Source organism: Chitinophaga qingshengii, assembly GCF_014529935.1.
Lineage (GTDB): Bacteria > Bacteroidota > Bacteroidia > Chitinophagales > Chitinophagaceae > Chitinophaga > Chitinophaga qingshengii.
In genome coordinates this window covers 255,560-268,536 of the sequence record NZ_JACVFC010000004.1, presented here as the reverse complement: position 1 = coordinate 268,536, position 12,977 = coordinate 255,560, and the positions used below count along the sequence as shown (strand labels likewise).

Here is a 12,977-nt window from a genome sequence, read left to right as displayed (position 1 = left end):
ACACATGTTAAAAAAATATATAAATTCTTTGCGCCTTTGCTGCTTTGCGCCTTTGCGTGGGCTATGCAAGTTACGGAAAAACTGCCGCAAATACAGGATCTACAGGGCTTTCGAAGAGATTAAACAGAAAAAGATTCCTGTTGCAAATTATTTAAACAGATCCCCGAAGGGTTAGTTATTCCCTAAAACAACTTTCCCCTGTACAAATGACTGTACAAGGGAAAGCGTAGAGATAAGACACCATACAAAAGTGCTCAGCGGCCTTCTTGTTTCATAACGTGGAACTATAAAATCAAACTATTGATAAATACTTTATTGATTTTTTTCTGGCATACTTGATAAATGGAAATTTTCTAAAATTGACCTCTATGGCAAAACGTGCAAACGATCTAAATTCTGGTTTTCATCCACCCCTGTTTAACAGCGTTTTTTCAGGGTGTGTATATTTTACACAATCTTACTTAAATTTTTGTTAAAAACAAACTTTTTTTTCCTTTTTATGTAGAAATAAGCCCAAACTGCTCATACAGTGGGACATGCAGCGTCTAACCCTTCCTGGCAAAGGATTTCACCAATAAATATATTAACAGAAATAAGGGTAAAAATCGCCCGAAGGGCTAAAAAAATATCATCCCCGAATACAGAAAAGGTATATATACCGGGGAACTAAAATCCAATGCCCAGGTAACGCTTTTTGCGCTGGTCGTATTTATCGAAGTTAAACTTATACAGCTTGGCCGGGCGATGCGGCACATCTTCCTCTTCCTCATTAAGGTCCATCAGCAAATCCATAGAAAGAAATTTCTTCCGGAAATTACGGCGGTCCAGTTCCACGTCCAGGATAGCTTCATAGAGGTTCTGCAATTCGCGCAGGGAGAATTTTTTGGGCAGCAGGTTAAACCCGATGGGCTGTACCATTACCTGTTGTTTCAGGCGTTCATGGCAGGTATCCAATATCTGCTTATGATCAAAAGCCATCTGCTGCAACTCTTTTACAGAGTGCCAGTGCAGCTCGTTGTTATGTTTTTTCAGTTCTACGTGTTCAATATTTACCAGGGAATAATACGCCACGGTGATCACCCGGCCGGCCGGGTGCCGGTTGATCGCACCGAAAGTCTGTACCTGTTCCATATACAGGTCATCCAGTCCTGTACGCGCTTTCAGCACTCGGTACGCCGCTTCGTCCAGCTCTTCATCCGGCCGCACGATATCTCCCAGCAGCGACCATTGCCCTTTGTATTCTTTCAGGTCAGACTCAATCAGTAACACTTTCAGCTCATTTCCGTTAAACCCGAAAATGACGCAATCCACCGATATCGCTGCCTTAAAAAAATTCTTGATCTCAACAAGGTGAGTGTTGATGTTTTTGGTGTACATAGACATCATAAAAATACGTGGAATTTCAGTTATATCTTAAATCTCGCAGTTAGGTATTATAATTCAAATGAAAGAAAAAATCGGGACAATAAAAGCAAAAAGACCGAATTTTTTGCTTTGTTTTAGTGAAGCGGAAAGATAAGTCTATTTTTACAGCTCAGTATCAAGTATTATGTACACAAAGGAAATTGAAATAACCCTGGCACAGCTGGCTAAAGACCTGCTGCACCACCAGCAGCAACAAACATTGCTGCACTCCATTGACGAAACCCTGGAAGCCTTACGCCGGGTCATTACCTACAACGATTGGCGCTACTACGTACAGAGCGATCCCGTACTCAGCGACTATGAGTATGACCAGCTCTTTACCTGGCTGAAAAAACTGGAACAGGAACGGCCGGACCTGATCAGTCCCGACTCCCCTACCCAGCGCGTAGCTAAAGGTCTCACCAAGGAATTTATAACGGTACAGCACCTGGTACCCATGCTCAGCCTGGAGAACTCCTACAACGCGGACGATCTCATTGACTGGGACCGTAAAGCCAGGGAAGCCTCCGGCCTGTCCGAAATAGAATATTGCATCGAACCTAAATTCGATGGCGCCAGCATCTCGCTGATTTATGAGGATGACCGCCTTACCAGAGGCGCCACCCGGGGCGATGGTATTGCCGGTGAAGACATCACCACCAACATCCGCCAGATCCGCTCCATTCCGCTGTCTGCCAGCTTTTCCAAATATGGTATTCACGCCATAGAAATACGGGGAGAAGTGCTCATCAATAAAAACACTTTCAAAGCCTTCAACGATAAACGTATCGCGGAAAACCTGCCCCCGCTGGCAAACCCGCGCAATGCCGCCTCCGGCTCCCTGCGCATGGTGGACCCCAACGAAGTGGCCAAACGGGGACTGGAAGCGTTTCTCTATCACATGAGCTATCATACCATGGAAGCCGGTCAGGCTGAACCGGATGCCATCAAAACCCATAGCGGCACGCTGGACCTGTTGTCCACCCTCGGTTTCCGTAGCCCTGCGAAAGAGAAAAAAGTAGTGAAAGGGGTACAAGCGGTCATCGACTACTGCCTGCAATTTGAAGCCGAACGCGACAACCTGCCCTATGAAATTGATGGCATGGTGATCAAGGTAAATGACTATGCCCTGCAGGATAAACTGGGTATGACTACCCACCACCCCCGCTGGGCCATCGCTTATAAATTCAAGGCCCGCCAGGCTACCAGCCGGCTGCGCGCCGTGGAATTCCAGGTAGGCCGTACAGGCTCTATCACGCCGGTAGCTAAAATTGATCCGGTACATATCGGTGGTGTTACCGTGTCTTCCATCTCTCTTTTTAATGAAGATGTGATCCGGGAGAAAGACCTGAAACTGGGCGATATGGTGCTGGTAGAAAGAGCCGGCGACGTAATCCCCTACATAGTAAAATCCGTAGCCGACCTGCGCACCGGAGAAGAACAGGATATTGTGTTCCCAACCCAATGCCCCGTTTGTAACGACCAGCTTGTAAAACCGGAAGGAGAAAGCGTTTGGCGCTGCACCAATATCAACTGTGAAGCACAGGTAGTGGAACGCATGATCCACTTCGTGAGCAAAGATGCCATGGACATTAAAAGTTTCGGCGAAAGCAATGTCCGTAAGTTCTATGCCCAGGGCCTCATGAAAGATATTCCCGGCATCTACGAACTGGACTTCGATAAAATAGGCACCATGGAAGGTTTTGGTAAAAAATCGCTCAGCAACCTGCAGACCGCGATTGAACAATCCAAAACACAACCCCTGCACCGGCTCATTTTCGGCCTTGGTATCCGTTATGTAGGAGAAACCACCGCTAAAACACTGGCCAATGCTGTCACTAATATCATGGACCTGCGCGGGTGGACAGAAGAGCAGATCCTGGCACTGGAAGACATCGGCCCTAAAGTAGCCGGCTCTATCCGCCTGTTTTTCTCCAACGATGATAATATTCACATGCTGGAGAAACTCGCTTCCCTGGGCATCAACATGACCAACACCAAAAGCGAACGCCATACCGGTGGTAACCTGGCCGACCAAACCTTCCTCTTCACCGGTACCCTGCATAAACTGAAACGCAGCGAAGCGGAAGAAATGGTGGAACAACAAGGCGGCAAAATCGTGAGCGGAGTGAGCAGCAAACTCAACTATCTCGTAGTAGGAGAAGAGGCCGGCAGCAAACTGGAAAAAGCGAAGAAGATCAACACCATCAGGATTATCACCGAAGATGAGTTCCTGGAGATGATTAAATAGGATTATGATTGACGATACTTACTATATGAAACAGGCGCTGAAAGAAGCGCATAAAGCTTTTGAAGACGGAGAAGTGCCCATCGGGGCAGTAGTGGTGCTCAACAACCAGGTAATAGGCCGGGGGCATAACCAGGTAGAGCGGCTGAACGATTGTACCGCCCACGCAGAAATGATTGCTCTCACTGCGGCTTTTAATACGCTGGGCAGTAAATACCTGATGGAGGCTACCCTGTATGTGACCGTAGAGCCGTGCCTGATGTGTGCCGGCGCTTTGTACTGGAGCAAAATAGGCAGGATCGTATATGCCGCCGCGGATGATAAAAACAGTTATCGCCGCGCTACCGGTGAACGGTCGCCCTTCCATCCCAAAACAAAGCTGGAAGCCGGTCCCTGTAAGGAAGAAAGCCTGCAGCTGATGAAGACCTTTTTCGAGCAAAAACGCTAAGCATATTTTTTAACCATTTTTTATTGAGAGACCGGATTTTATGCAACAGAAAAACATCGTTGTTATTGGCTCATCCGGCCATGGTAAGGTAGTGGCAGATATCCTCTCCCACATGCCGGAATACCGGCTGGCAGGGTTTATCGACACCAACAAGGAAAAAGGGACCCGGTGTTTCGGAGCACTGACTGTACTGGGCAACGAAGCCGATCTGCCGGCGCTGATGGCGGCACAACAAATCAGCGGTGGTATCGTGGCTATTGGCGATAACTGGATACGCAGCCAGGTGGTGGCTAAAATACAGGCGATAGCACCCGCTTTTGCCTTTATCAATGCGATTCACCCATCCGCTGTGATATCCGATACTGCCAGCATCGGTACAGGCAACCTTATTGCGGCCAATGCGGTCATCAATACCGGTGCGGTCATCGGGCACCATTGTATTATCAATACCATGGCCTGTATAGAACACGACAACCGTATGGATGATTATGCCAGTGTAGCCCCGCGGGTAGTTACCGGCGGTAATGTGAGCATTGGCGCCTACACCGCCGTGAGCATCGGCGCAGTAGTAAAACATGGCATCAGCATCGGGGAACAAAGCCTGATCGGCGCCGGTGCGGTAGTACTGAAACCGGTGGATGCTTTCAGCACCTGGTATGGCGTTCCGGCCCGCAAAATGGGCGAACGCAAAGCGGGCGACAAATACCTGTAATTTTTTTCTTCCCATAAAAAACGCCCGGCAGTATATCACTGCCGGGCGTTTATCTATAAAGCCGTGATGGTTATTTTTCCATTTTGGCTTGCATCAGTTTATTCATGGCCATCATCTGTTTCATGGTCTGGTCCATGCCTTCGGCCGAGCCATCCAGGAAGATGACGTTGCCTTTGGAGTTCTCTGCAAAGTTTTTGATCGCTTCTGTCCACATAGAGAAGAGGATCACCGAAGTATCCAGGTTGGCCTGCTGCATTTCTTTGGCGGCGGTGGTCATACCTTTGGCCACTTCCTCACGGAACAGGGCAACACCCATACCGCGCAGCTGCGCCGCCTGGCGTTCTGCTTCTGCGGCAATTTTGATGGCATTACCATCGGCTTCTGCAGCTTTGGTTTTAGTGATCAGCAAGGCCTGGCCTTCGTTTTCTGCCGCGGCTTTCAGGTTGTTGGAAGATACCACCTGCGCCATGGATTTCATAATCACTTCATCGAATGTAATGTCATTCATTTGCAGATCGAGCAGGTGAAAGCCCCACTCTTCCAGGGTTTTGTCTATCTGCTCTTTTACGTGTTCGGTAATGTCTTTACGCAGACCGAGTACTTCCGCCTGTCTTTTGGTAGCCACAAAACCACGGATAGAACCTTCAATGGTACGCACCAGCGCCTGCATGAAACTTCTTTCATCCATAAATTTAAAAGCTACATTTTTCAGGGTTTCTTCTTCCTGGTTCCATACGGAATACAACAGCATCGCCTTAAAATATACGTTGGCCTGGTCAATGGTAATCGCCTGGAACTCCAGTTCCACAGAGCGGTTCTGAATGGAAATTTTCTTGAAAACTTTTTCAATCAGGGGTATTTTCCAGTTCAGGCCCGGAAACAAAATACGGTTGTACTTACCGAAGATAGTCATAACGGCTACATTCCCTTGTTGTACGGTCACAAACGAGGATAAGAATACGATCAGTACGAGAAAGCCTACAATCGACAAAAATACGTTCATAATGGGTGTTTTTAATTAGGTAGGGTTTGAACGCCTAAATATAATCAAATAAACCGCAATGGAAGTGTAGACAAAGGTTTTCCGGCGAGCTAAAAGCAGGTTAATTTTGAGGGTGTTTGTACGAAGACAAACAATGGATGAAAAACTGAGCTTAAAAAAGACAATGAATGAATATTATAAAAAGCTAAGTCTCTTAGATCCGCTGTTTTCTTCTGAAGTAGATAAATACGTCGTCCAATTCGATTTGTTTTAACTGGTAGGCCAGCCGGGTTCTCAGATCTTCCGTTTCGTCCTTGATCTTTCTGTACTGATCCTTCAAATTTTCATAACGCTCCACAATCTCCTCCGCGGTGGCAGTCTGTTCCAGTTGTAAGATATAAAATGCTCTTTCCTCGGTTATCATAGTGATAGGGGTATTTCAGCCAATAATCATGTCCGGATGTTTAAAAAACATACTTTTCTTTAATACACTAAATTAGTGGAGATACAAAAGCAAGCAAATACCCAACCTTGGGTATTTTTGTGAAAATTTAGCAAAGTTTAGCAAAAGTTTTTTCGCAATTTTTGCATCCGCAATAGTTGACAATCAGCAGTATACAATTTAATAATATATTTTTCATGCCAGAAGGTGTATTTTGAGGGTGCGTATTTTTTGATAAAAATTTGCGAAATACTGATATTATTTTAACATAAAGAAGACTACTGAAAACCAATCTTCCGGGCAATGGCAACCAGTTCTGTGGTATTACGGACTTTCAGCTTCAGCCGGATATTTTTACGATGTGTTTCTACGGTATAACGACTCAGGTTCAGTGAGTTGGCAATTTCCTTGTTGTTCAGTCCCTGTACGGCCAGTCCCAGTACATCTTTCTCCCGCGGCGTGAGTTTATTCACCAGGTTTTCGTTCTGCCGGCGCAGTATTTCATTCAGCGCCACGGTCAGCTGGGCGTTGGTATCAATGGCATTGGTCAGGTCCAGGAAAACACAGATGATTTCCTCCACCTGGCCCAGGCTATCCCAGGTAAACGGCACTTCCATTCCCAGCAACCAGCGGTAATCTGTTTCGCCGATCTTCCGCACACGGGCTACCCCACCAAATTGGCTCTTGTTGTCCCTGAAGGACTGCTGTGCAACACCCGCCATTTTGAAATCATCCGGGTGCATGATGTGACGGAAAAAATCCATTCCCAGGCCCGTCATTTCTGCCGGACTATACCCAAAAGCATCCGCCAGATAGCGATTACACCAGGTGATGGTTTTGTTGTTATTATCATAACAGTAAAGCATGGCAGGTACATTGTTTACAATGCTCTCCAACCACTGGTAACGATCTCTTAGCTGCTCATTTTCCTTTTGCAAGGCGGTGAGGGAAAGGTTTTGCCCTAAGTCCGAGCCTGTATGCATACTATACGTTTTAAACAAACAATAGGTAAACAACTGTCAGGCACATACGAAAAAACATGTCTGATGTTACGTCCTGTTAAACCGAGTCTATGTAAATATAAAATAATTTTCCATATGACATAGCATTGGGCGGGGCCTAATTTAGTAATTGAAAAATGAAATTGATTTTTAACGGATTGGCAGTAAATTTGGCGACTATCAATAAATAATATTTTCAAACCCAATAAAAACCAGAGTTATGGCATTTACACTCCCGAGCTTACCCTACGCTACCGACGCGTTAGAGCCGCATATTGATAAATTGACAATGGAAATTCACCATGGTAAGCATCATCAGGCATATGTTGACAATCTGAACAAAGCGATTGCCGGCACTGAGAACGAGAATAAATCACTGGAAGAACTGGTGGCAAATGCTGGAAAAATCAGCCCTGCTGTAAGAAACAACGGCGGTGGTCACTGGAATCACAGCTTTTTCTGGACCAGCCTGGCTCCTAATGCCGGTGGCCAGCCTACAGGTAAACTGGCGGAAGCTATTAACACCGCTTTCAATTCTTTTGATGCCTTCAAGGAGAAATTCAACGCTGCCGGCGCTACCCGCTTCGGTTCCGGCTGGGCATGGCTGATCGTAAAAGACGGCAAACTGGAAGTAACTTCCACACCTAACCAGGACAACCCGCTGATGGATGTTGCTGAAGTAAAAGGTACGCCTATCCTGGGTGTTGACGTGTGGGAACACGCCTACTATCTGAAATATCAGAACCGCCGCCCGGAATACCTGGCTGCTTTCTGGAACGTAATTGACTGGAACGCAATCAGCAAAAGATACGAAGCCGCTATTTAATTTACGGATTTTGTGATTTTTTGATTACGGATTTCGTGAATTGATAAAAAAAGGAGACCGAAGCGAGCAATTATTCGCTTCGGTCTCCTTTTTTTATCAATTCACGAAATCAAAAAATCGTAAATCAAGAAATCCCTAAATTTCCTTGATTTTAATATTCTTGAACCAGATCTCGCTGCCGTGATCCTGCAACGCAATGTGGCCTTTTTTAGACATTCCGTAGCCTTTGGCATCTTTCCATTTGCCTTCTGCCTTGTGTTTTTTCCACTCTTCAGAACCCAGCTCATATTCAGCCGTTTTCTGGCCATTCAGCCAGTGCTCTACATGCCCTTTGTTCACAATGATTTTGGTGGTATTCCACTGTCCGATAGGATTGGAAGCAGCCACCAGCGGAGGATTCATGGCATAGTTAGCGCCGGTTTTCTGCCAGTCTTCCAGTTTCTCCGGGAAGTTATTGTCGTCAATGATCTGATATTCCGGTCCGCTCAGATATGGCGCATCAAATTCTTCTGTCACCATATACAGGATACCGCTATTGCCTTTAGGCGCCAGCTTCCAGTCTGCTGTCAGCTCAAAATTTTCATATTCCTTATCAGTGATCAGATCACCCCGTTTATCACTTTTATCGGTGGTGCTGCCCAGGCAGTGCAGGATACCATTTTCCACTACCCATGGTTCGGTAGGTTTGTTTTTGAAACCACGCCAGCCATCTTTGCTGGTACCGTTGAATAACAGCTGCCAGCCTGCTGCTTTATCTGCTTCGCTGAGGGAAGTAATGGCAGTAGTGTCAACAGTGGTGGCAGGTGCGGTAGTGGTCACGGAATCTTTTACCGCTGTTGAATCGCCGGCTTCTTTGGTAGCGCCGCCGCCGCATGACATGACTGTAATAGCCATTACGGACAGGGCAGGTACTAAAAACTTCTTCATATGGTTCACGTTTTATGGATTATACAACTTTCAGGTTCTGTGGGTCCCACTGAATGATCTTATTGTTGAAATAACTTTCGTTGCACAGCAATGCAGGAGCGGCTGCACGGAAACCAAACAGCGGATCTTCGGCTACTTTACCACCGGTACGCATGGCGTTGAACAGGTTGTAGAAGTGGTCGAAATGCGCGCCTTTATAACCTTTGTCGGCTTCATATACCATTTTATCCGGCGGCAGCATATCGGCACGGTGATAGGTATACGCTTTTCCTGCTTCAGCTGCTGCGTTGGCAGCTGCCAGCGGATCATTCTCGTCAACGGCTACACGATTACGGAGCAATGTTACACGGTCCCATTCTACGGTCATAGAACCTTCACTACCCACCATACGCAGGTAATTGGTTCCACCGGTACCGTCTACAAAGTTTACGCGAAGTGACAGGTTAAACGCCGGATGGATCGCTGTTTCAGGATAGTCGAACATACCGAGCATAATATCCGGTACTTCGCGGCCATCTTTCCAGTAACGCAAACCACCGGTAGCCATTACTTTATTAGGGCCTATGGAGCCGGTTACCAGGTGAAGGCTGGAGAACAGGTGCACGAACAGGTCGCCGGAAACGCCGGTACCATAGTCTTTGTAATTACGCCAGCGGAAAAAACGCAGCGGGTCAAAAGCGCGTTTGGGTGCGTTTTTAAGGTACATATCCCAATCCACTGTTTTGGTGGAAGCATCTGCCGGAATAGGATATTGCCAGGCGCCGGTGGGCGACATACGGGCCCAGAAACCTTCGGCATAGTTCAGTTTACCGATAGCGCCGTCTTTCAGCAGCTGACGGGCTTTTTCATTGCCCAGGGAACTCATGCCCTGGCTGCCTACCTGGTATACGACTTTGCCGTTCCTTTTCTGTGCTTCTACCACAGCAGGACCTTCGCTCACGTCATGTACCATTGGTTTTTCACAATAAACAGATTTGCCTTTGTTCATCGCTGCCACAGAAATCTCCTTATGCCAGAAGTCAGGCACTGCAATAATTACCGCGTCGATATCTTTACGGTCAAGGATTTCATTGTAGTTGCGGGTCGTGAAAATATCATTGCCCCACTTCTTTTTGGCGTCCGCCAGGCGGCCGTCGTACAGGTCGCAGGCAGCTACCAGTTTCACACCGGGTACGGTAATAGCAGTATTGGCATCTGCCGTGCCCATGCCACCGGCGCCAATCAATGCCACCTGGATCTGATCGTTGGCACTGTACTTTTCTTTGAGTCGTGAGAGTGATTCAACGTTCCGTTGTCTATCAGCGGCGGTGATGATGTTGGGCAACAGAGAGGCCCCCACCACGCCTTTTGCAAATTTGCTGATAAAATGCCGGCGTGAGCTTTCGTTGGAATTTACTGGCATGTATAGCTTTTTACTTTAATGGAAGAAATTGATGAATGCGTTGGTTAAAATAAATACAATAAATGGGAAATCATAATTTTATACATACGAAAGCCTGCTCCGGGTAAGGGAAGCAGGCTTTACAGTAATATCTTGTCTGTTATTTTACTGGCGGCCGGTACTCAGCAATTGCTTATAGGCAACAGGATCGCGCAGCATGGCAGCGGCGGTATTCACCTCCTTGTCCCAGGCCAGCGACCGCGCAATACGCCCCTGCTGTGCATAGTAACGATTGGTAATTTCCTCTTCCAGCAGGCGTTTGATCTCGGTTTTATTTTTCAGCAGGTCCTGCTTCTTATCATGTTTCATCTTTTGCTCCAGCTGTTCCAGCTCTTTAGACACGGCATCGTAGTACTTTTCTTTCCGTGCCGTGTTTTTGAAATTCTCCAGCGCATCTTCACTACGGGTCTTATAGCTGTAGTCCTTATTGTCGAGGAAACGTTCAAAATCGGAGAACTCTTCATCTGTCAGGGAGAAGCTGGCTGCCGGCGCTACTTTAGAGTGACTGTAATAATAGCTGGTGGCGTAATCGAAGATAAATTGTTTGCGTAGCAGCGTAGCTGATACCTGGCTGATATAGGTAGGCGCCACCACGGTATCCGGTTCTATCCCGCCACCGTCTTTTACGGTACGGCCACCGGCAGTACGGAAGGTCTTTTTCAGTGAATCGGGTACATAGTCTACGCTGCCATCGTCGTTACGATGGGAGTAATCGATCGCCTGTATACAGCGGCCGCTGGGTGTGTAGTATTTGGCGGTGGTGACTTTCAATTTGGTATTATAAGGCAGCTGGCGGGTGGTTTGCACCAGGCCCTTGCCATAGGAGCGCTGCCCCACTACCAGGCCCCTGTCGAGGTCCTGAACGGCCCCTGCCACGATTTCTGAAGCGGAAGCAGAAGAGTGGTTCGTCAGTACCGCCAATGGGATATGCACATCTGCGGGTACTTCTGATGTTTCGTAGTTACGGTCCCAGTTTTTCACTTTGCCTTTGGTACTGACAATCAGTTTGCTTTTATCCACGAAGATATTGGCCACCACAACGGCTTCATCCAGCAGGCCGCCGGGGTTACCGCGCAGGTCCAGTATCACCCCTTTGAGGCCGGGATTGGCCTGCTTCAGCTGCTGGAAGGCACTGCGTACCATTGCGCCGCTGTTTTCGGTGAACTGTGTCATACGGATATAGGCGATGTCTTTCCCTACCAGGCCGGAGTAGCTGACCGGTTTTACATTGATTTCCTCACGGATGATTTTTTTAGGTGTTTCCTTACCGGAAACAGGGTTACGGAACAGGATGTCCAGCGCTGTACCGGGAGCGCCTTTCAGCAATTTGCTGATTTCTTCCTGGGGAGTATCTTTTACAGATTTACCGTCCATGGTAACGATGATATCTCCCGGTTTTACGCCGGCTTTATCCATCGGGCTGCCTTCATATACATCGGTGATGGCGGTCCATTCCCCGTTTTTATTGATAGAAGCTCCTACCCCGCCGTATTTGCCGGTAGCCATGAACTTGAGGTCGTCCAGGTTTTCTTCCGTCACAAAATCGGTAAAAGGGTCTGTTTCTTCGAGAATGGCTTCAATGCCGCGATGCATTACTTTTTCCGGGGGCAGGTCATCTACATAGTAGGTGTTCAGTTCCCGGTAGAAAGCGGCGAAGATATCCAGGTTTTTGGCGATCTGGAAGTAGCGGTCGCTTTCATTATAAGCGAAGAGGCCACCGGCGGTGATCAGCAGCAGCAAAGCTGCCAACAGCTTTTTTCTTTTATTCAACAATGCACGCATGCAAAAGGATATAAGATGAACGATAAGTTGGCGGGTAAAACGGAATGTCAGGGAACCGGGTCATAGCCATGCCCACCCCAGGGGTGGCAGGACAAGACACGTTTTATGGTGAGCCAGCCGCCTTTAAAAACGCCATATTTCCGGAACGCTTCCAGTCCGTACTGGGAACAGGAGGGCGTATAGCGGCATTTGGCGCCGAGCAGCGGAGAGATCAGCCATTGATATACTTTAATCAGGAAAATAAATGGATAACTTAACCAGCGCTTCATCATAGCATCGCTTTTAGGCCAATAGCCGGCCGGGGGTGTCGGCTTTTAGTAAAACAACTTCCCAGCATTCCCTAAAAGCTAACAGCAGGAGACTAATAGCTATTCTTCAATTTCTCTAAAATTACCGAAATTTTGTGGTGCAGGGTAGAAAAATCACCTATTTTTTTGTCGGTATAGACGAGGAAAACTGCGAGTTGACGGGATTCGGCGCGCAGGTGGTCATACAATCCCTGCTTCTGGAGGCGCCAGGCTTCACGGGACAACCGTTTGATACGGTTACGGTCCACCGCATGGGGAAAACGGCGGGTAGAGGCGCTAAAACCTACCTGTACCGGGTATTTATTTACCGGCAGCTCCTTTACGGGCAGGTAAATCACACGGAACGGGAAAACAGAAAACGCTTTTCCTTCACGAAAAAGCGTTTCAATAAGTTTTCTGCTCTTTAACCTCTCTTCTTTTGTAAAAGAATAAGTTTTTATGGCAAATAGTATTTAG

At 47.3% G+C, this 12,977-nt stretch carries 13 protein-coding genes; 4 read left to right on the top strand and 9 right to left on the bottom strand.

Annotated elements, in window-relative coordinates; all coding sequences use genetic code 11:
* Positions 1-666 precede the first annotated feature (666 nt).
* Positions 667-1,386, bottom strand: a complete 720-nt coding sequence (locus tag ICL07_RS25540) for an NUDIX hydrolase (protein WP_188090897.1) — start codon at positions 1,384-1,386, stop codon at positions 667-669.
* A gap of 163 nt (positions 1,387-1,549) precedes the next feature.
* Between ICL07_RS25540 and ligA the strand changes: the two genes are divergently transcribed.
* From ligA to ICL07_RS25525, 3 genes are read left to right on the top strand one after another with little or no spacing between them, the layout of a single operon-like run.
* Positions 1,550-3,655, top strand: a complete 2,106-nt coding sequence (gene ligA / locus ICL07_RS25535) for an NAD-dependent DNA ligase LigA (RefSeq protein WP_188090896.1) — start codon at positions 1,550-1,552, stop codon at positions 3,653-3,655.
* Positions 3,656-3,659: 4 nt separating this feature from the next.
* A complete protein-coding gene (locus ICL07_RS25530) occupies positions 3,660-4,100 on the top strand; it encodes a nucleoside deaminase (RefSeq protein WP_168871166.1) in 441 nt (146 codons plus the stop codon).
* Positions 4,101-4,140: 40 nt separating this feature from the next.
* Positions 4,141-4,812, top strand: a complete 672-nt coding sequence (locus ICL07_RS25525; protein ID WP_188090895.1) for an acetyltransferase — start codon at positions 4,141-4,143, stop codon at positions 4,810-4,812.
* 70 nt (positions 4,813-4,882) lie between these two features.
* On the opposite strand, the gene ICL07_RS25520 is transcribed toward ICL07_RS25525, so the two are convergent.
* The 3 genes from ICL07_RS25520 to ICL07_RS25510 all read right to left on the bottom strand — a co-directional run bounded on the left by ICL07_RS25520 (position 4,883) and on the right by ICL07_RS25510 (position 7,219).
* Complete coding sequence (locus tag ICL07_RS25520; RefSeq protein WP_188090894.1) at positions 4,883-5,815, bottom strand: SPFH domain-containing protein; 933 nt, start codon at positions 5,813-5,815, stop codon at positions 4,883-4,885.
* Positions 5,816-6,008: 193 nt separating this feature from the next.
* Positions 6,009-6,218, bottom strand: a complete 210-nt coding sequence (locus tag ICL07_RS25515) for a hypothetical protein (protein WP_188090893.1) — start codon at positions 6,216-6,218, stop codon at positions 6,009-6,011.
* A gap of 296 nt (positions 6,219-6,514) precedes the next feature.
* Positions 6,515-7,219 (bottom strand): helix-turn-helix transcriptional regulator, encoded by a 705-nt coding sequence (locus ICL07_RS25510; RefSeq protein WP_188090892.1) that lies wholly within the window; start codon positions 7,217-7,219, stop codon positions 6,515-6,517.
* A gap of 238 nt (positions 7,220-7,457) precedes the next feature.
* Between ICL07_RS25510 and ICL07_RS25505 the strand changes: the two genes are divergently transcribed.
* The gene (locus ICL07_RS25505; RefSeq protein ID WP_188090891.1) at positions 7,458-8,063 is read left to right on the top strand and encodes a superoxide dismutase; all 606 of its coding nucleotides are present in this window, start codon (positions 7,458-7,460) and stop codon (positions 8,061-8,063) included.
* 135 nt (positions 8,064-8,198) lie between these two features.
* Here the strand turns inward: ICL07_RS25505 and ICL07_RS25500 are convergent, their stop codons facing one another.
* The 5 genes from ICL07_RS25500 to ICL07_RS25480 form a co-directional block, all read right to left on the bottom strand.
* Positions 8,199-8,990, bottom strand: coding sequence for a 3-keto-disaccharide hydrolase (locus ICL07_RS25500; protein WP_188090890.1), 792 nt, complete (start codon positions 8,988-8,990; stop codon positions 8,199-8,201).
* A 19-nt stretch (positions 8,991-9,009) separates the two neighbouring features.
* Positions 9,010-10,392 (bottom strand): Gfo/Idh/MocA family protein, encoded by a 1,383-nt coding sequence (locus tag ICL07_RS25495; protein WP_188090889.1) that lies wholly within the window; start codon positions 10,390-10,392, stop codon positions 9,010-9,012.
* A gap of 144 nt (positions 10,393-10,536) precedes the next feature.
* The gene (locus tag ICL07_RS25490; RefSeq protein ID WP_188090888.1) at positions 10,537-12,213 is read right to left on the bottom strand and encodes a S41 family peptidase; all 1,677 of its coding nucleotides are present in this window, start codon (positions 12,211-12,213) and stop codon (positions 10,537-10,539) included.
* 47 nt (positions 12,214-12,260) lie between these two features.
* On the bottom strand, positions 12,261-12,485 hold the full coding sequence (gene yidD, locus ICL07_RS25485) for a membrane protein insertion efficiency factor YidD (RefSeq protein ID WP_425490634.1): 225 nt from the start codon (positions 12,483-12,485) through the stop codon (positions 12,261-12,263).
* An 89-nt stretch (positions 12,486-12,574) separates the two neighbouring features.
* Entirely contained in the window at positions 12,575-12,961 is a 387-nt protein-coding gene (locus tag ICL07_RS25480; protein WP_188091182.1) for a ribonuclease P protein component, read from the bottom strand.
* Positions 12,962-12,977: the final 16 nt, after the last annotated feature.